Origin of the sequence: Burkholderia sp. IT-111MI5 (assembly GCF_949752865.1) — a bacterium.
In the GTDB taxonomy this organism is placed as follows: Bacteria; Pseudomonadota; Gammaproteobacteria; order Burkholderiales; family Burkholderiaceae; genus Burkholderia; species Burkholderia pyrrocinia_C.
Genome location: NZ_CATKIF010000022.1, coordinates 192,136 through 211,571 on the forward strand (window position 1 = coordinate 192,136; position 19,436 = coordinate 211,571).

The window sequence follows — 19,436 nt, forward strand, 5'->3', positions numbered from 1 at the left end:
GGCACGTCGAACGCCGTGCGGCCGGCGCGTGCCGGCATGCCGGACCATCGAATCCCACATCGAAGGAAACATCGTCATGACCAGCAACAACGAAGGCGCGCTCGCGGGCGTGCGCGTGGTGGACCTGAGCCGCGTTTATGCGGGGCCGTTCTGCGCGCAGACGCTCGCGGACCACGGCGCGGACGTCATCAAGATCGAACCGCCGCAAGGCGACGAGACGCGCGACTGGGGGCCCGCGATGCCGGGCGGCATCTCCAGCTACTACTGGGGGCTCAACCGCAACAAGCGCAATCTCGCGCTCGACCTGTCGCATCCCGACGGACGCGACGTGCTGTTCCGCCTGCTCGAGACGGCCGACGTGCTGGTCGACAACTTCAAGCAGGGCACGCTCGAACGCTGGGGCATCGGATACGAGGACTGCCTGCGCGAACGCTTCCCGCGCCTCGTGCATTGTTCGATCTCCGGATACGGCACCGACGGCCCGCTCGCGCGGTTTCCGGGCTACGACGCCGTCGCGCAAGGGCTGGCCGGCTTCATGTCGATCAACGGCGAACCGGGCGGCATGCCGCTCAAGGTGCCGTTTCCGGTCGTCGATTTCGCGGCCGGCCTGAGCGCCGTGTCGAGCATCCTGCTCGCGCTGGTCGAACGGACGCGCTCCGGTCTCGGGCAGCACGTCGACATCGACCTGTTCAGCACCGCACTGTCGATGCTGCACCCGGTCAGCACGAGCTGGATGGCAACCGGTGACGTTCCCGTCGCGACCGGCAACGTGTATGGCGCGATCGCACCGTACGGCGTCTATCCGTGCAAGGACAAGCCGGTGGCGACGGGCGCCGGCAACAACCGCACGTTCGCGCGGCTCGTCGAAGCGCTCGGCGTGCCCGAACTTGCGCGCGATCCGCGGTTCGCGACCAACGCGCAGCGCGTCGCGCATCGCGACGCGCTCGATACGCTGCTCGGGCAACTGACCGCCGAACTGAGCGCCGACGACGTCGTCGAACGGCTGCTGCACGCGGGCGTCGCGACGGGGCCGGTCAACACCGTGGCCGATGCATTCGGTCATCCGCAGGCGGCGCGCAACGCGATGTTCGTCAATACCGATGCGTACACCGGCGCGGGCATCCCGGCCAAACTCTCCCGCACACCCGGATCGATACGCCGGCCGCCCCGGCCGTTCGCCGCCGACACCGACGCCGTGCTCGATGCGTTCGGCATCGACGCGGCCCGTCGGGATGCGTTGCGGCAGGCGGGCGTGCTCCACGACACGCGCGCAACCGCGACCGGGAGCACGTCATGACCACGTCGAGCACGTTTTCTTCGCTGACGGGCGACGACGCCCCGTCGATCCTGCGCAACGACGACGACGGCATCGCATGGTTGACGATCCATCGCCCGCACGTCGCCAACGCATTGTCCGCCGAAGCGATCCGGCGCCTGTGCGACGAACTGGTCACGCTCGACGACAACCCGGCGATTCGCGTCATCGTCATCCGCGGTGCCGGCGAACGCGCCTTCAGCGCGGGCATCGATCTCGGCGATCCCGAGATGCGCGGGATGCGGCCGATGCGCGGGCTCGCACGCAACGTGCACGAGCTGATCCTGGAGCTGCGCAAGCCGACCATCGCGGCCATCAACGGCTTCGCCGTCGGCGGCGGCTTTGAAATCGCGCTCGCCTGCGATCTGCGGATCGCCGCCGATCACGCGTATTTCGCGCTGCCCGAAGCGCGGGTCGGCATGGGCGCGAACTTCGCGAGCGTGCTGCTGCCGCGCATGCTGCCGCGCGCCGTCGCGATGGAGCTGCTGTTCACGGGCCGCCGCTTCGACGCGGACGAAGCGCAGCGCGCCGGGTTGCTGAACCGCGTCGTACCCGGCGCCGCGCTCGACGACACGGTGCGCGAACTGGCGCTGACGATCGCCGCGAACGCGCCGCTCACGATCCGCCGCATCAAGGAAACCGCGACACGCAGCCAGGGCTTGCCGGTTGCCGCGGCGCTGCGGCTGGACGTCGGCCCCGACGTCTATGCGAGCGAGGACCGGATCGAAGGCGCCCGCGCGTTTCTCGAGAAGCGCAAGCCGGTATTCAAGGGCCGCTGAGCCCGACGCGGCACAACGGGCGACACGACGCGCGCAACCGCTCCCAGAACGCGGGCGCGCAAAAAAAAAGACATGGAACGGAGACACCTTCATGCAACGGAAAGCATTCCTGGTCGGCGCCTGCGTGCTGTGCGCGTCGCCGGCGCAAGCGTCGTCGGTCACGCTGTACGGGATCGTCGACAGCTACGTCGAATTCGATCGCATCGGCAGCCTGTCGAGCGTGCGGCAGAGCGGCGGCGGATCGGCGACCAGCCGCATCGGGCTGACGGGCGTCGAGGATCTCGGCGGCGGCACGTCGACGAAGTTCGTGCTGGAAAGCGGCTTCTCGCCTGCCGACGGATCGTTCCAGGGCGGCACGCTGTTCTACCGGCAGGCATACGTGTCGCTGCAGAGCACCCGCTACGGCGACCTCCGGCTCGGCCGGCAATACACGCCTGCGTTCTACGTCGTGTACGACGGCGATCCGTTCGGACTCAACGAGCGAATGTCGCCGCTCGCGCTGCTCGCGACGTCGACGGACACGATCACGAGCAACACGACGCCGCCGATTCCGCGCTTCAACCAGGCGGCGTCGTATCTCGGCCCCGACCGGAACGGCCTGCGCGTGATGGCCACGTACGGCTTTCCGACGCCGAACGCGCTGTCCACGCAGGCCGGACGCAACTATGGCGCCGGGCTTCAGTACCGGATCGGCGGGCTCTATCTCGGCGCGGGCTTCCAGGGCGACGTGTCGGCCGGCAACCTGTCGCCCGCTGTCTACCCGTCGACGACCCGCCATTACGTGTTCGCGGCCAACTACGCGTTCGCGCGCGTCAAGCTGTACGCCGCGTTTCTCCATGGCGTCAGCACGGCGCCGAACCTGCCCGCGTTCTCGACCGCGAGCGTCGGCGCATCGATCAACGTCGGCGCGCTCGATCGCGTGCTCGTGTCGGTCGTGCGCCGCGACGTGAAAGGCTCGGCGAACGACGCGACCGCGCTCGGCGTCGGGTACGACCATCCGCTGTCGAAGCGGACTTCGCTCTACGCGCGCTATCTCTACCTGAAGAACGGCGGCAACGCACGCAACACGGTCGTCGCCGGCCTGCAGCCGCAACCGGGCGGCACCGAGCAGGTGTTCGCGCTCGGCATCGTTCACCGCTTCTGACGGAGTGCCCATGACCCCGACCCTTTCCACCCACCCGACCGCCGTCGAAGATGGCGCGACGCGGGCGCTCTACCGCCGGATCTCGCGCCGGCTGCTGCCGTTCCTGATCCTCTGCTACACGCTGTCGTTCATCGACCGGATCAACATCGGCTTCGCGCACGCGCAGATGGCCGCCGAACTGCACTTCTCCGACGCCGTCTATGGGCTCGGCGCGGGCATCTTCTTCATCGGCTACATGGCATTCGAGATTCCGAGCAACGCGTTGCTCGTGCGGATCGGCGCGCGCAGGACGATCGCACGAATCATGGTGCTGTGGGGGCTCGGCTCGGCCGCGACGATGTTCGTCACGACGCCCGCGCAGTTCTATGCGTGCCGGTTCCTGCTGGGCGTGTTCGAGGCCGGCTTCTTCCCCGGCATCCTGTTCTATCTCGGCGCGTGGTATCCGCCGAAGCAGCGCGCGAAGGCGTTCGCGCTCTTCATGACGGCGCTGTACCTCGCGGGGCTCATCGCCGGGCCCGTGTCGGGCGCGATCCTCACGTTCTTCGACGGCGCAGCCGGCCTGAGCGGCTGGCAATGGCTGTTCCTCGTGGAAGGGCTGCCGAGCAGCGCGATCGGCATCGTCGCGCTGCGGTTTCTCGACGACCGGCCGGACGACGCACGCTGGCTGTCGGATGCCGACAAGGCCGCACTGCGCGCCGCACACGCGCATGCCGAAGCCGGCACGCCGGATGCGGACGCGGCGCGGCCGCTGCTCGCGCACCGCGATTTCTGGCTGCTGTGCGCGGCCAATTTTGCGATCGCGGCCGCCGGCTACGCGCTCGTGTTCTGGATGCCCGTGATCCTGCATCGCGGCGGCCTGCATGGCGCGATGCAGATCGGGCTGCTGTCCGCGCTGCCCTATCTGTGCGGCATCGTCGGCATGCTCGGAATGGGCTGGCGCACCGAGCGCCGGCGCGAATGGCGCGGGCACGGCGCGGTCGCGATGCTCGCCTGCGCGGCGGCACTCGCCGGGCTGGCGAGCGTCGACGGCACGCCGCACCTGATGATCGCGCTCTGCATCGCGGTCGCCGCGCACGCCGCGGCGCTGCCCGCGTTCTGGGTGCTGCCGGGGCTCGCGCTGCCCAAGCGCTCGATGGCGGTCGCGATCGCGGCGATCACGATGTCCGGCGCGATCGGCGGGTTCGCGAGCCCGTTCCTGATGGGCGTGCTCAACACGGTCACCGGGTCGATGCGCGGCGGACTCTATTTCAACGCGGCGCTGCTCGCGGCCGGCTGCGTGGCGCTGCTCGGCACGCTGCGCGCGCGGGCGGCGCCGCTTCCAGCCGCGCGCTGACCGCGCCGGTTTCCTTCACTCACTCATTGATCCGCACATGAATTTCGAACTCGAACTCGAACACCGGATGATCAAGGACCTCGTCGCGCGCTTCGTGAACGACGAGCTGATTCCGCTCGAAACGGCCGTGATGGCGCGCGAGGCGGACGGCCAGCGCTTCGTGCTGCTCGCCGACGAGCGCGCGCGGCTCGACGAACGCTCGCGGCAGCTCGGCCTGTGGGGGCTCGATGCACCGCTCGACGCCGGCGGCTCGGACCTGTCGGCAGTCGCGATGGTCGGCGTGAACGAAGCGATCGGCACGACCGTGACGCCGTACGTGCTGCCGCCCGATTCACCGAACCTGAGGATGCTGTGCGACTCCGCCGACGACGCGCAGCGCGCCCGCTATCTCGACCCTTATGCGCGCGGCGTCACACGCTCCGCGATGGCCATCTCCGAACCAGGTGCCGGCTCGGACCCGAGCACGCTGTCGACGACTGCCGAGCGCGACGGCGACGGCTGGGTGCTGAACGGGCGCAAGATCTGGATCAGCCACGCGAGCGAAGCCGACTGGACGATCGTGATGGCGCTGACGGACCGCAGCAAGGGCAAGCGCGGCGGCATCTCGGCCTTCATCGTCGAGCGCGATACGCCGGGCTTCATCATCGAGCGCCGGATTCCGATGATCGGCGGGCTGTCCACCTACGAGATCGTGCTGGAAAACTGCCGCCTTCCCGCCACGCAACTGCTCGGCCGCGAAGGCGAAGGCTTCGTGCCGATGCAGGGGCGGCTGTCGAACCGGCGGCTGGAGATGGCGGCCTGGTGCATCGGCCGCGCCGAGCGCGCGGTCGCGCTGCTGTGCGAATACGCGAAGCAGCGCACGACGTTCGGCGTGCTGCTCGCGGAGCGCCAGGCCGTCCAGTGGTGGGTGGCCGATGCGCTGACCCGCATCCACGCGTGCCGCCTGATGACCTATGAAGCGGCTGCACGGGTGGATGCCGGGCAGGATGCGCGCACGCAGATCTCGATGGTCAAGGTGTTCGCGACCGAAATGGCGTGGACCGTCATCGATCACGCGATGCAGACGCTCGGCGCGATGGGCATGACGAAGGAACTGCCGTTGCAGCAGATGGCGAGCGAAGCGCGGCTGATGCGCATCTTCGAGGGCCCGAGCGAGGTGCACCGCTGGGTCGTTGCACGCAGCGTGCTGTAGGCATCCGCGCCGCGCGGGCCGCGCACGACGCATCACGACGACGATGTCGCGCCGGTCGGCGCCGCCGCGGGAACTTGCGCGTCGGCGGCAATGTCAGCCCACTGTCGTGCCGCACATCACATGCATCCGGCGGCACCGCCCGTCTGCTGCGGCCTGCCGGAAGGACATGATCGCGGCGGCATGCCGGCCCCCGAGCCCCGCTGCGGCGACGCCGGTTCGTCCGTTATCGCCGCCACCCAATCACGGAGCAACCGCTTGGACACCCTGCATCTCGTCGATCCCGAAATCCGCCCGCTGCTCGACGTGTGGCCGACCGTCACGCTCAGCGCCGACAACCTCGCGCAGGCGCGCGAACGCGTGTTGCCGCTGCCGCCGCCGGACCCGGCCGGCAGCACGCTCGAGCGCCGCACCGTCCCGGGCCCCGCGGGCGCGCCGGACGTCCCGCTCCACATCTACACGCCAGACGACGCCGCGCGACCGCTCCCGGCGATCGTCCACATGCACGGCGGCGGCTACGTGCGCGGCGCGGCGAAGGACCTGGAGGCCATTCATCGCCAGGCAGTCAGACAGCTCGGCTGCGTGCTGATCTCGATCGACTACCGTCTCGCGCCGGAAACGGTGTTCCCCGGCGCGATCGAGGATTGCTACGCGGGCCTCGCATGGACCTTCCGCCATGCCGAAACGCTCGGCATCGACCCGGCACGCATCGGCGTCATGGGAGAAAGCGCGGGCGGCGGGCTCGCCGCCGCGCTGGCGCTGCTGGCGCGCGACCGCGGCGAATACCGGCTCGCGTTCCAGCACCTGATCTATCCGATGCTCGACGACCGCACCTGTACGCGTACGCCGCATCCGCATGCCGGCGAGTTCGTCTGGCACGCGGCCAACAACCGGTTCGGCTGGACGTCGCTGCTCGGCCACGCGCCGGGCCTCGACGGCGTGTCGCCATATGCCGCCGCTGCGCGCGCGGAAAAGCTCGACGGCCTGCCGCCGACGTTCCTGTCGATCGGCTCGCTCGACCTGTTCCTCGAAGAAAACCTCGACTATGCGCGGCGGCTGCTCCGCGCCGGCGTGCCGACCGAACTGCACGTGCTCCCCGGCGGTGTGCACGGTTTCGACATCGTGCCCGACGCGCGACTCTCCGAAACAGCACGCCGCCTCAGCCACGACGCGCTGCGCCGCTTCCTGCACGGCTAGCCCAAACGACGCGGGCGGCCGAAGCCGCCCGCATTTCCACCGATACAACCGGCAACGATCAGAACGCGTCGCCCGGCACCCGCACCCAGCCTTCCATCAGCACGCGCGCGCTGCGGCTCATGATCGCCTTCGTGACGGTCCACTCGCCATTCTCCTGCTGCTGCGCTTCCGCGCCGACGCGCAGCGTGCCCGAAGGATGCCCGAAGCGCACCGCGTTGCGTTCGCCGCCGCCCGCCGCCAGATTGACGAGCGTGCCGGGGATCGCCGCGGCCGTGCCGATCGCGACCGCCGCCGTGCCCATCATCGCGTGATGCAGCTTGCCCATCGACATCGCGCGCACCAGCAAGTCGACGTCGCCCGCGTTCACGCGCTTGCCGCTCGATGCGACGTAGTCGGCGGGCTTCGCGACGAACGCGATCTTCGGCGTGTGCTGCCGCGTCGCGATTTCGTCGAGCGTATCGATCAGGCCCATGCGCAGCGCGCCGTGCGCGCGGATCGTCTCGAACTTCTCGAGCGCCTTCGCGTCGCCGTTGATCGCGTCCTGCAGCTCGGTGCCCGTATAGCCGATCGCCTCCGCCTCGACGAAGATCGTCGGGATCCCCGCATTGATCATCGTCGCCTTCAGCGTGCCGACGCCCGGCACCGCGAGATCGTCGACGAGGTTGCCGGTCGGGAACATCGACCCGCCCGCACCCTCTTCCTCGGCGGCCGGATCCATGAATTCGAGCTGCACTTCGGCGGCCGGGAACGTGACGCCGTCCAGCTCGAAGTCGCCCGTCTCCTGCACCGCGCCGTTCGTGACCGGCACGTGCGCGACGATCGTCTTGCCGATGTTCGCCTGCCAGATCCGCACGGTCGCGATGCCGTCGCGCGGCACGCGCGCGGGATCGACGAGCCCGCCGCTGATCGCGAACGGGCCGACCGCCGCCGACAGGTTGCCGCAGTTGCCGGTCCAGTCGACGAACGCCTTGTCGATCGCGACCTGCCCGAACAGGTAGTCGACGTCGTGGCCGGGGCGCGTGCTCTTCGACACGATCACCGTCTTGCTGGTGGACGACGTCGCGCCGCCCATCCCGTCGATCTGCTTGCCGTACGGATCGGGGCTGCCGATCACGCGCAGCAGCAGCGCGTCGCGCGCGGCGCCCGGCGCCTGCGCCGCATCGGGCAGGTCCTGCAGCCGGAAGAACACGCCCTTGCTGGTGCCGCCGCGGATATAGGTCGCGGGAATCCTGATTTGAGGAATGTGAGCCATGTCCGTTTTATCCCAGGTCGGCCGGAACCGGCGCGTCGGCGCCGCTTCCCGCCCGATGCTTCGCACGCCGAAGCCATGCGCAGCAAACCGAATCGGGCCGGCCGCGCGACCGGCGCCCCTGCGCCGCCGCGACAACCGGCCCCTTCGTTCCGCGCGCCGCCACGGCGCGCGAAACCGCCTTTACCGCCCTCCCGTCACGCCGCCTGCGACGATTCGAGGAAGTCCTGCGCGAAGCGCTGCAGCACGCCGCCGGCTTCGTAGATCGACACTTCCTCGGCCGTATCGAGCCGGCACGTCATCGGCACCCCGACATGCTCGCCGTTCTTGCGGTGAATCACCAGCGTCAGGTCGGCGCGCGGCTTGCGCTCGCCGATCACGTCGAAGGTCTCGGTGCCGTCGATGCCGAGCGTCGTCCGGTTCGTGCCGGGCTTGAACTCGAGCGGCAGCACGCCCATCCCGATCAGGTTGGTGCGGTGGATCCGCTCGAAGCCTTCGGCGGCAATCGCCTCGACGCCCGCGAGCCGCACGCCCTTCGCGGCCCAGTCGCGCGACGAGCCCTGGCCGTAGTCGGCACCGGCGACGACGATCAGCGGCTGCTTGCGATTCATGTACGTCTCGATCGCTTCCCACATCCGCATGACCTTGCCTTCCGGCTCGACGCGCGCGAGCGAGCCCTTCTTCACCGCGCCGTCGACCACCGCCATCTCGTTGATCAGCGTCGGGTTCGCGAAGGTCGCGCGCTGTGCGGTCAGGTGGTCTCCCCGGTGCGTCGCGTACGAGTTGAAGTCTTCTTCGGGCAAGCCCATCTTCGCGAGGTATTCGCCGGCCGCGCTGTTCGCGAGGATCGCGTTCGACGGCGACAGGTGGTCGGTCGTGATGTTGTCGCCGAGCACCGCGAGCGGGCGCATGCCCTGCAGCGTGCGTTCGCCGGCCAGCGCGCCTTCCCAGTACGGCGGACGGCGGATGTACGTGCTCTGCGGCCGCCAGTCGTACAGCGGCGCCGCGCGCTCGCCCGCATCGGCGCTGCGCGCGAACATCGGCTCGTAGACCTTGCGGAACTGCTCGGGCTTCACGCTCGACGCGACGATCGCATCGATCTCCTCGTCGGTCGGCCAGATGTCCTTCAGCGTGACGGGCTTGCCGTCCTGGTCGTGGCCGAGCACGTCCTTCTCGATGTCGAAGCGGATCGTGCCGGCGATCGCATACGCGACGACGAGCGGCGGCGACGCGAGGAACGCCTGCTTCGCATACGGATGGATGCGGCCGTCGAAGTTGCGGTTGCCGGACAGCACGGCCGTCGCGTACAGGTCGCGATCGACGATCTCCTGCTGGATCTTCGGGTCGAGCGCGCCCGACATCCCGTTGCAGGTCGTGCACGCGAACGCGACGATGCCGAAGCCGAGCTTCTCGAGTTCCGGCAGCAGGTTCGCTTCTTCCAGATACAGCTCGACCGCCTTCGAGCCCGGCGCGAGCGAGCTCTTCACCCACGGCTTGCGCACGAGGCCGCGCGCGTTCGCGTTGCGTGCGAGCAGCGCCGCGGCAATCACGTTGCGCGGGTTGCTGGTGTTCGTGCAGCTCGTGATCGCGGCGATGATCACCGCGCCGTCGGGCATCTCGCCCGCCTTCTCTTCCCACTGGCCGGCGATCCCGCGCGCGGCGAGGTCCGACGTCGGCAGCCGCTTGTGCGGGTTCGACGGGCCGGCCATGTTGCGCACGACGCTCGACAGGTCGAACGTCAGCGTGCGCTCGTATTGCGCGTTGTCCAGCGTATCGGCCCACAGGCCCGCCGCCTTCGCATAGGTCTCGACGAGTTTCACCTGCTCGTCGCTGCGGCCGGTGAGGCGCAGGTAGTCGGTCGTCTGGCCGTCGATGAAGAACATCGCGGCCGTCGCGCCGTATTCGGGCGCCATGTTCGAGATCGTCGCGCGATCGCCGAGCGTGAGGCTCGCGGCTCCCGCACCGCGGAATTCCAGGTACGCGCCGACCACCTTTTCCTTGCGCAGGAACTCGGTCAGCGCAAGCACGATGTCGGTCGCGGTGATGCCGGGCTGGCGCTTGCCGGTCAGCTCGACGCCGACGATGTCGGGCAGGCGCATCCACGACGCGCGGCCGAGCATCACGTTCTCGGCTTCGAGCCCGCCGACGCCGATCGCGATCACGCCGAGCGCGTCGACGTGCGGCGTGTGGCTGTCGGTGCCGACGCAGGTGTCCGGATACGCGACGCCATCCTGCGCCTGGATCACCGGCGACATCTTCTCGAGGTTGATCTGGTGCATGATGCCGTTGCCCGGCGGGATCACGTCGACGTTCTCGAACGCCTTCTTCGTCCACTCGATGAAGTGGAAGCGATCCTCGTTGCGGCGATCCTCGATCGCGCGGTTCTTCGCGAATGCGTCCGGATCGAAGCCGCCGCATTCGACGGCGAGCGAGTGGTCGACGATCAGTTGCACGGGCACGACCGGGTTCACCTTCGCCGGGTCGCCGCCGCCGTCCGCGATCGCGTCGCGCAGGCCGGCGAGATCGACGAGCGCCGTCTGCCCGAGGATATCGTGGCACACGACGCGCGCCGGGAACCACGGGAAGTCGCGCTCGCGCTTGCGCTCGATGATCTGCTTCAGCGAATCGGCGAGGATTGCCGGATCGCAGCGGCGCACGAGGTTTTCGGCGAGCACGCGCGACGTGTACGGCAGCGTGTCGTAAGCGCCGGGCGCGATCGCTTCGACCGCGGCGCGCGCGTCGAAATAGTCCAGCGACGTGCCGGGCAGGGGTTTGCGGTTGGCGGTATTCATGATGTGGGGGAAAGCTGGGAATTCATGAGCGGGGGAAGCCGACCGGCCTCCCCTCGGGCGCCCGATCAGCGCTTCTCGATCGGCACGAACTGCAGGTCTTCCGGGCCCGTGTAGTTCGCGCTCGGGCGGATGATCTTGTTGTCGATGCGCTGCTCGATGATGTGCGCGCTCCAGCCGGACGTGCGCGAGATCACGAACAGCGGCGTGAACATCGCGGTCGGCACGCCCATCATGTGATACGACACCGCGCTGAACCAGTCGAGGTTCGGGAACATCTTCTTCGCTTCCCACATCACCGATTCGAGGCGCTCGGCGATGTTGTACAGCTTCGTGTCGCCCGCTTCCTTCGACAGCTTGTGCGCGACGCCCTTGATCACCTTGTTGCGCGGATCGGAGATCGTGTAGACCGGGTGGCCGAAGCCGATCACGACTTCCTTGTTCTCGACGCGGCGGCGGATGTCCGCTTCGGCGTCGTCCGGCGAGCTGTAGCGGCTCTGGATTTCATAGGCGACTTCGTTTGCGCCGCCGTGCTTCGGCCCGCGCAGCGCGCCGATCGCGCCGGTGATCGCCGAGTAGATGTCCGAGCCCGTGCCCGCGATCACGCGGCCGGTGAACGTCGACGCGTTGAATTCGTGCTCCGCGTACAGGATCAGCGACGTGTGCATCGCCTCGACCCACGACTTCGACGGCGTCTTGCCGTGCAGCAGGTGCAGGAAGTGGCCGCCGATCGAATCGTCGTCGGTTTCCGTCTCGATGCGCTTGCCGTTGTGCGAGAAGTGATACCAGTACAGCAGCATCGAGCCGAGCGACGCCATCAGGCGGTCGGCGATGTCGCGCGCGCCCGGCAGGTTGTGATCGTCCTTCTCCGGCAGCACGGTGCCGAGCACCGACACGCCCGTGCGCATCACGTCCATCGGGTGCGCGGACGCCGGGATCTGCTCGAGCGCCGCCTTCAGCGCGCTCGGCAGGCCGCGCAGTGCGCGCAGCTTGGTCTTGTACGCAGCCAGTTCGGTCAGGTTAGGCAGCGTGCCGTGCACGAGCAGGTGCGCGATTTCCTCGAATTCGCACGACTCGGCCACATCGAGAATGTCGTAGCCGCGGTAGTGCAGGTCGTTGCCGGTCTTGCCGACCGTGCACAGCGCCGTGTTGCCGGCCGTCACGCCCGACAGCGCCACCGACTTCTTCGGCTTGAATGCGCCTGCGGCGGCCGGTGCTGCTGCGTCTTTCGTCTCGCTCATGTTTCCGTTCTCCAATATGTATCGTGTCGACCGGACTTGGCGCTTTAGCGCTTAGTCCGGTCCCATGCAAAGCTGTCGACCGGACTTGGCGCTTTAGCGCCTAGTGCGGTCCCATGCAAAGCTGTCGACCGGACTCGGCGCTTCAGCGCCTGGTGCGGTCCCATGCAAAGCTTCCCGGGAACCATGCCCCGGCGCGCGGGCCGCGTTACTTCTTGCCCTGCGCGAACAGTTCGTCGAGCTTGCGCTCGTATTCGTGATAGCCGAGGAAGTCGTACAGCTCGGCGCGCGTCTGCATCGTCGGCACGGCCGCCTTCTGCGTGCCGTCGCGGCGCAGCGTCTCGTAGAAGTTCAGCGCGGCCTTGTTCATCGCGCGATACGCGCCGCAGCAGTACAGCGCGATGTCGACGTTCGCCTCGCGAAGTTCGTCGAGCGTGAACAGCGGCGTCGAGCCGAACTCGGTCAGGTTCGCGAGGATCGGCACCTTCACGGCCGCCTTGAAGCGGCGGTAGTCGTCGAGCGTCTTCATCGCTTCCGGAAAGATCATGTCGGCGCCGGCTTCGACGTACGCGACCGCGCGCTCGATCGCCGAATCGATCCCTTCGGCAGCGGCCGCATCGGTACGCGCCATGATCACGAACTGGTCATCGGTGCGCGCGTCGACCGCGGCCTTGATGCGATCGACCATTTCGTCGGCCGGCACGACTTCCTTGCCCGGACGATGGCCGCAGCGCTTCTGGCCGACCTGGTCTTCCATGTGCACGGCAGCAACGCCGGCCTTGATGAACGAGCGGACCGTGCGCGCGATGTTGAATGCGCCGCCCCAGCCCGTATCGATGTCGACGAGCAGCGGCAGGTCGGTTGCGTTGGTGATCCGGTTCGCGTCGATCAGCACGTCTTCCATCGTGCTGATGCCGAGGTCGGGGATCCCGAGCGAGTTCGCGGCAACGCCGCCGCCCGACAGGTACACGGCCTTGAAGCCGACGGCCTGCGCCATCTTGGCCGCGTACGCGGTGATCGCGCCGACCACCTGCAGCGGCTGCTCGGCCGCGACTGCCGCGCGGAATTTCGCGCCGGCGCTCTGAAGATGCGTGTTGCTCATGAACGGCCTCCTGAAGGAATGCCCGATAACAGCAAGGACCGGGCCAGCTCGCGAAACGTCGCTAACCCACTGATTCTTAAGCAACCGGCGCGGGCGATGCAGCGCCCGGCGATTTCAATTCGGCAATTTCATGTTTCAAAAATGAAATCCCGCGCGCATAATCGACCGTCATGGACCTCTCCTCGACCAAGCCCGTCGACCCGGCCGAGCGCGCGGCGCGCCCGCGCATCTGGGCGATGGGCATCAGCCGCCTGCGCGACTTCTTTCGCGAGATCGCCGGCGAATTCGACGAACGCGCCGACGTGCGCATCGTGACGCGCGCGTATGAGGATGCGCTCAGCGCGATCGCCGAGGCCGGCGCCGCGCGGCCCGACGTGATCGTCGCGGCCGGCTCGAACGGCGCCTTCCTGAAGACGCGTGCGCAGGTGCCGGTCGTGGTCGTGTCGCCGACCGGCTTCGACGTGATGCAGGCGCTCGCGCGCGCCCGGCGCGACGCGTCGCGGATCGCGCTCGTCAGCGCCGGGGAAACGCCGCCCGAAGTGCGCCGCTTCGTCGCCGCGTACGGCCTCGACGTGCAGTTTGCGTCATATCAGTCCGCGCAGGAAGCGGAAGCCTGCGTGCACGACCTGCGCGACCGCGGCATCGAGACGATCGTCGGCCCCGGCCTCGTCACCGACCTCGCGGCCAGTGCCGGCATGGGCGCGGTGTTCCTGTATTCGCATGCGTCGGTGCGCAAGGCCGTCGATACGGCGCTCGAAGTCGCGTATGCGACGCACGCCGAGGCATTCCGCCGCCAGCGGCTCGACAACCTGCTGCAGCACCTGCGCGACGGCGTGGTCGCGCTCGACGCGCGCGGCCGCGTCGAGGCGATCAACGAGCGGCTCGCGTCGGCGCTCGGGGTCGAACCCGCGGCGGCCGTCGGCCGCGCGCTCGTCGACCTGAGGCCCGAGCTGCGCACGCTGCGCGGCGAGGACGGCGACGCGCTCGCGACCGTGCGCGGCGTGCGCTACGTCGTGCATCGCGGGCCGCTCGTCGATCGCGGCGTCACGTCGGGCAGCGTGCTGACGTTCCAGGAATCGCGCGCGGTCGAACGGCTCGATCGCGCGCTGCGTTCGCAGCCGACCACGCAGCAGTTCGCGGCGCGCTATGCGCTCGACGACGTGATCGGCGCATCGGCGCCGATGGCACGCGTGCGCGACCTCGTGCGCCGCTACGCGAAATCCGACGCGACCGTGCTCGTACTCGGCGAAAGCGGCACCGGCAAGGAAATGATCGCGCAAAGCCTGCACGCGCTGTCCGCGCGGCGCAGCTACCCGTTCGTCGCGGTCAATTGCGGCGCGTTTCCGGAAGCGCTGCTCGAGAGCGAGCTGTTCGGCTATGAGGAAGGCGCGTTCACCGGCGCGCGGCGCGGCGGCAAGACCGGCCTGTTCGAGGCCGCGCACCGCGGCACGCTGTTTCTCGACGAGATCGGCGAAATGCCGCCGTCGCTGCAGAGCCGGCTGCTGCGCGTGCTGCAGGAGCGCGAGGTGATCCGCCTCGGCTCGACCGAGCCGATCCGCATCGACGTGCGCGTGATCGCCGCGACGCATCGTCCGCTGCTCGCGGCCGTCGAGGCCGGCACGTTCCGCGCGGATCTCTATTACCGGCTCAACATCCTGAACGTCGGCCTGCCGCCGCTGCGCGAGCGCGCGGCCGACATTCCCGCGCTCGCGGCGACGCTGCTCGTGCAGGCCGCGCGGCGCGAGCCGCGCCTCGCCGAACGCCTGCGCGACGCCGGCGATGCCGCGCGCGTGCTCGGCGCGACGCAGGCAACGCTGGCGCGCTACCGGTGGCCCGGCAACGTGCGCGAACTGCAGAACGTGATCGAGCGGATCGCGGTGGAACTCGCCGAGGAAGCCGATGAAAACGATCCGGCCGCCGCGTGCGCCGCGCTCGATCCCGACGCGCTGCAGGCGATCGCGCCCGAGCTGTTCGCGGCGCCGCCCGACGCCATCGACACCGACGATGCGCAGACGCTGCACGCGCGCCGCCGCCGCGCGGAAGCCGACGAGATCCGCGCGGTGCTCGACGCGTGCGGCGGCGACCGCGACCGCGCATGCGCGATGCTCGGCATCAGCAAGACGACGCTGTGGCGGAAGTTGTCGGCGAAATAAAAAGGTTCGGGTTCGGCGCGCTCGCAGGCGCGTGCCAGAACGGGCTCGTCAGTCGGCCTTGTGGTAGTGGCGATACGCCTTCGCGCGATTGCCGCACGACGACATCGAGCACCAGCGGCGGCTGCCGTTCTTGCTGTCGTCGATGAACAGCCACTGGCACGCGTCGTTCGCGCATCGCTTGACCTTCGCAAGCCGCGCGCCGCCGAGCAGGTCGATCGCCGACCACAGCACCGGGCTCAGCAGCCCCGCGAGCGTTGCTCCAGCATCCCCGATCCGCCACGCATAACCGCCGTCGACACGCGTCAGCGCGACGCGCGGCGACGCTTCAGCCAGGAAGCCGCCGAGCAGCGCAAGATCGTCGGCCTGCGGCTCGTGCCGCTCGGCCTGTGCATGAAAGAGCCGGTACAACGCCTCGCGCAACGCGAGCGCACGCGCGAGCATCGCCGGCTCGCCTTCCTCCACGCCGCGCACACAGCACCGGTCGGCCAGGCCGGCCGGCACGCCGGCCTGCTCGCGGCACCACGACAGCAGGTCGTCCATCGTTCCGAAGGTTTCCGTCGGCGCCTCGCTGCCACGCCAGTACAGCGTGTTCGCGAAATCGATGCTCAGGGTTTCGGGCGGCGCCGGAATCAGGCAGTCCATCGTGACGGAAGGTTGCGTATCGCTCATGGCGCCATCGTATCTAACCACCATGCCGGTTGACAAGCGTCCGGACGCTTTCTAACATAACCAGCATGGTGGTTACGAAAAGGTTTGCTGCACTGACACCCCCCCTTCAGTTCGAGGAGCCACAGATGATCGATCGCCTTTCCTGCGGAGTTATCCACAACGACCGCAGCCGCGCGTTCTCCGACAGCACGCTCGGCGCGCTCCGCTACAAGCGGCTGGCATGGTGCTTGTAAGCGGGTTTGCTGCACTGACGTCCCTTCAGTTCAAGGAGCCACAGATGATCGATCACCTTTCCTTCGGCGTTGCCCACATCGGCCGCAGCCGCGCGTTCTACGACAGCACGCTCGGCGCGCTCGGCTACAAGCGGCTGTACAGCGACGACGGATCCATCGGGTACGGCACGACCGAACCGGAGCTGTGGCTGCAGCACGCTGCCCGCCCCGTCGCCGCCGATCCCGAATCGGGGCTGCACCTGTCGTTCAAGGCCGCTTCGCCCGTCGAGGTCGACGCGTTCTACCGCGCCGCGCTCGAGCACGGCGGCCAGGACAACGGCGGGCCCGGCAAGCGCGAACACTACGGCCCCGGCTACTACGCGGCGTTCGTCGTCGATCCCGACGGGTATCGGCTGGAAGCGCATTGCGAACTCGACAACGTCGTGTGACCCGCCCGCGTACACCGCGTACAAACGGCAAGGGCCCGATTCCGCATTGCGCGGAATCGGGCCCTGGGCTTTGACGCGCCAACGTCGGCGTCCGGTTTCCGGCGACCGCCTGCAGCGGTCGCTCGACGGGATCTCGGCTCGCGCGGTTACTGCGCGCCGCGCGTGTGCTGCAACTGCTCGCCGAGCCCTTCGATCCCCAGGCGCACCATCTGGCCGGCCTTCAGGAAGATCGGCGACGGCTTGATGCCCATGCCGACGCCCGGCGGCGTGCCGGTCGTGATCACGTCGCCCGGCTGCAGCGTCATGCAGCGCGACAGATAGGCAATCAACTGCGCGACGGTGAACACCATCGTGCGCGTGTTGCCGTTCTGATAACGGTGGCCGTCGACTTCGAGCCACAGGTCGAGACGCTGCGGATCGGGCACCTCGTCGCGCGTCACGAGCCACGGACCGATCGGGCCGAACGTGTCGAAGCCCTTGCCCTTGTCCCACTGGCCGCCGCGCTCGATCTGCCACTCGCGCTCGGACACGTCGTTGACGACGCAGTAGCCCGCGACGTAATCGAGCGCACTCGCTTCGTCGACGTCCTTGCACCGCGCGCCGATCACGACGCCCAGCTCGACTTCCCAGTCGGTCTTGACCGAACCCTTCGGGATGTCGATGCCGTCGTTCGGGCCGCAGATCGAACTCGTCCACTTGCCGAACACGACCGGTTCCTTCGGCACCGGCATGCCGGCTTCGGCCGCGTGATCGGCATAGTTCAGGCCGATGCCGATGAACTTGCCGACGTGCCCGACGCACGCGCCGATGCGCGGCTCGCCGGACACGAGCGGCAGCGTGGCCGGATCGATCGCGCGCAGCCGCGCGAGACCCGCGTCGGACAGCACATCGCCGGCAAGATCCGGCGCGTGCGCAGACAGGTCGCGAATCCGGCCGTCCGCGTCGAGAATACCGGGCTTTTCCTGGCCGGACGGGCCATAGCGAAGCAGTTTCATCGTGGTCAACCTCTGTTGTCGAATGGGACAGGATACCGGCCGACGCGGCCATTCGCGGCCGCGCGCCGGACTGATTGTCGATCGTCGATTGCGCGCGTCGGCGCCGCATCCGGCCTGCCGTCGACGCGCGAGGGTCGCGCGGGCGCAGCGATCGCGGCGCCGCACGAAAAGCACGGCGCGCATCGAACGGGCGGCCGCCGGTCTGCGCATCGGCGACGACGGCCCGGCACCCGCGACGCGTGCCGGCCGATGCCGGCCGACTTCACGCGCGGCCGCACCGTCGCTGGCCCGCAAGCCTTTGTACCATCGGCCGCGCACCGTGAAATGACGCGCGACGGATACCGACTATTGGTGCGCCTGCAGACACTGCGGCGCAACATCGGACGCGCCAACGCAAAGCGATCCGCCGCGCATGTCGCCGTTGCCAGCCATCGGCACATGAATACTGGCTATTCGGGGTGCCCCTGTCATCGGAAACGTTTGCCAATCCGTTCTTGTCAGGTAATGATCGGTAAATGGACGCTGCATTGCACACTGTATGTTTATTGCTAAGCTCGTATAAATGGTTTTCATCGCCATACGCGGGGCCGACTTATGCGCGTGCAGAACCGGCCAGCGTGCGTCGCCAACCGATCGACGGTAATCCCCCAACCTCACACTAAAAATGCAAACAACCAACGACCTGCTTCCCGGCTGCGACGCACGGGAATCGATGGCCGCAAGCGACCGCTATCGCGCGCCCGCGCTCGACAAAGGCCTCGACATTCTCGAACTCCTGTCGGAGCAAAAAGAAGGACTCACCCGCACCGAAATCACGAAGGAACTCGGCCGCAACGCGAGCGAAATCTACCGGATGCTCGAACGCCTCGTCGCACGCCGCTACGTGATGCGCTCGAGCGGCGGCGACCGCTACACGCTCAGCCTCAAGCTGTTTGCGCTCGCGCACCGGCATCCGCCGATGAACCGGCTGATCGCCGAGGCATTGCCGCCGATGCAGCGCTTCGCCGATGCCACCGAACAGTCGTGCCACCTGTCGGTCTACGATCGCGGCAACCTGCTCGTGATCGCGCAGGTCGACGGGCCCGGCCCGTGGGGCGTGTCGGTCCGGCTCGGCTCGCGCGTCGGGCTCGCCGATACGGCGTCGGGGCGCGTAATGCTGTCGTTCCAGGGCGCCGAGCAGCGCGCGCACATGCTGGCCGAGCATCGCAAGGTCAGGGGCGAAGCGCCGCTGAACGAGCAGGAACTCGCGCATGCGTGCCAGTCCATCCGGCAGTCCGGCTATCTGCGCCAGGACAGCCGCCAGGCGTACGGCGTGACCGACCTGACCGCACCGATCCTCGGGCCGTCCGGCCATGCGATCGCGGTACTGACCTGCCCGTACATGCGCCGGATCGATGCGCACACGGCGCCGTCCGTCGACGTCGCCGTCGAAGGGCTGCGCGACACGGCCGCCCACCTGTCGATGGGGCGCATCGAGGCCTGCTGACGCGCGGGTTCAACGAAGCGCACGGGGCCGGCGCAGTTGCGCCGGCCCGGTCGCGCGCGACACCAGTGCAGTGCACGATCCACGGCGCCATATCGTGCGCTCACGGCGCTACGCTAGAATAGCGGCCCTCTCAAAAA

Annotated in this window: 15 protein-coding genes; 9 read left to right on the forward strand and 6 right to left on the reverse strand. The window is 68.6% G+C overall.

Features of this window, described 5'->3' with window-relative positions:
• The first annotated feature begins 76 nt into the window (after positions 1–76).
• The 6 genes from ACM6JT_RS19220 to ACM6JT_RS19245 all read left to right on the forward strand — a co-directional run bounded on the left by ACM6JT_RS19220 (position 77) and on the right by ACM6JT_RS19245 (position 6,957).
• Positions 77–1,297: a CaiB/BaiF CoA transferase family protein gene (locus ACM6JT_RS19220; protein ID WP_034181635.1), complete on the forward strand. Its 1,221-nt coding sequence runs from the start codon at positions 77–79 to the stop codon at positions 1,295–1,297.
• A complete protein-coding gene (locus ACM6JT_RS19225) occupies positions 1,294–2,094 on the forward strand; it encodes an enoyl-CoA hydratase/isomerase family protein (protein ID WP_414857070.1) in 801 nt (266 codons plus the stop codon). The genes ACM6JT_RS19220 and ACM6JT_RS19225 overlap by 4 nt, the downstream gene beginning before the upstream one ends.
• Positions 2,095–2,185: 91 nt before the next feature.
• A complete protein-coding gene (locus ACM6JT_RS19230) occupies positions 2,186–3,238 on the forward strand; it encodes a porin (protein ID WP_414857071.1) in 1,053 nt (350 codons plus the stop codon).
• Between the two features lie 10 nt (positions 3,239–3,248).
• Positions 3,249–4,571: an MFS transporter gene (locus ACM6JT_RS19235; protein WP_258284650.1), complete on the forward strand. Its 1,323-nt coding sequence runs from the start codon at positions 3,249–3,251 to the stop codon at positions 4,569–4,571.
• Between the two features lie 37 nt (positions 4,572–4,608).
• Positions 4,609–5,763, forward strand: coding sequence for an acyl-CoA dehydrogenase family protein (locus tag ACM6JT_RS19240; RefSeq protein WP_414857072.1), 1,155 nt, complete (start codon positions 4,609–4,611; stop codon positions 5,761–5,763).
• A gap of 255 nt (positions 5,764–6,018) precedes the next feature.
• Positions 6,019–6,957 (forward strand): alpha/beta hydrolase, encoded by a 939-nt coding sequence (locus ACM6JT_RS19245; RefSeq protein WP_414857073.1) that lies wholly within the window; start codon positions 6,019–6,021, stop codon positions 6,955–6,957.
• A gap of 58 nt (positions 6,958–7,015) precedes the next feature.
• On the opposite strand, the gene prpF is transcribed toward ACM6JT_RS19245, so the two are convergent.
• The 4 genes from prpF to prpB all read right to left on the reverse strand — a co-directional run bounded on the left by prpF (position 7,016) and on the right by prpB (position 13,335).
• Positions 7,016–8,209 carry a 2-methylaconitate cis-trans isomerase PrpF gene (gene prpF / locus ACM6JT_RS19250; protein WP_105390635.1) on the reverse strand — a complete coding sequence of 398 codons (1,194 nt, stop codon included), beginning with the start codon at positions 8,207–8,209 and terminating at the stop codon, positions 7,016–7,018.
• 194 nt (positions 8,210–8,403) lie between these two features.
• Entirely contained in the window at positions 8,404–10,998 is a 2,595-nt protein-coding gene (gene acnD / locus ACM6JT_RS19255; protein ID WP_414857074.1) for a Fe/S-dependent 2-methylisocitrate dehydratase AcnD, read from the reverse strand.
• Between the two features lie 65 nt (positions 10,999–11,063).
• Positions 11,064–12,236: a 2-methylcitrate synthase gene (gene prpC / locus ACM6JT_RS19260; RefSeq protein ID WP_034181628.1), complete on the reverse strand. Its 1,173-nt coding sequence runs from the start codon at positions 12,234–12,236 to the stop codon at positions 11,064–11,066.
• Between the two features lie 205 nt (positions 12,237–12,441).
• A complete protein-coding gene (gene prpB / locus ACM6JT_RS19265; RefSeq protein ID WP_105390560.1) occupies positions 12,442–13,335 on the reverse strand; it encodes a methylisocitrate lyase in 894 nt (297 codons plus the stop codon).
• A gap of 170 nt (positions 13,336–13,505) precedes the next feature.
• Between prpB and prpR the strand changes: the two genes are divergently transcribed.
• The gene (gene prpR / locus ACM6JT_RS19270) at positions 13,506–15,488 is read left to right on the forward strand and encodes a propionate catabolism operon regulatory protein PrpR (protein ID WP_105390561.1); all 1,983 of its coding nucleotides are present in this window, start codon (positions 13,506–13,508) and stop codon (positions 15,486–15,488) included.
• A 48-nt stretch (positions 15,489–15,536) separates the two neighbouring features.
• Here prpR and ACM6JT_RS19275 read toward each other — a convergent pair whose 3' ends face one another.
• Positions 15,537–16,181 (reverse strand): CGNR zinc finger domain-containing protein, encoded by a 645-nt coding sequence (locus ACM6JT_RS19275; protein WP_131947975.1) that lies wholly within the window; start codon positions 16,179–16,181, stop codon positions 15,537–15,539.
• A gap of 253 nt (positions 16,182–16,434) precedes the next feature.
• Between ACM6JT_RS19275 and ACM6JT_RS19280 the strand changes: the two genes are divergently transcribed.
• Positions 16,435–16,818: a VOC family protein gene (locus ACM6JT_RS19280; RefSeq protein WP_034181624.1), complete on the forward strand. Its 384-nt coding sequence runs from the start codon at positions 16,435–16,437 to the stop codon at positions 16,816–16,818.
• 146 nt (positions 16,819–16,964) lie between these two features.
• Here the strand turns inward: ACM6JT_RS19280 and ACM6JT_RS19285 are convergent, their stop codons facing one another.
• On the reverse strand, positions 16,965–17,813 hold the full coding sequence (locus tag ACM6JT_RS19285) for an ureidoglycolate lyase (RefSeq protein WP_407971856.1): 849 nt from the start codon (positions 17,811–17,813) through the stop codon (positions 16,965–16,967).
• Positions 17,814–18,477: 664 nt separating this feature from the next.
• On the opposite strand from ACM6JT_RS19285, the gene ACM6JT_RS19290 reads away from it, so the two are divergent.
• Positions 18,478–19,299 carry an IclR family transcriptional regulator gene (locus tag ACM6JT_RS19290; RefSeq protein ID WP_105390563.1) on the forward strand — a complete coding sequence of 274 codons (822 nt, stop codon included), beginning with the start codon at positions 18,478–18,480 and terminating at the stop codon, positions 19,297–19,299.
• Positions 19,300–19,436 lie beyond the last annotated feature (137 nt).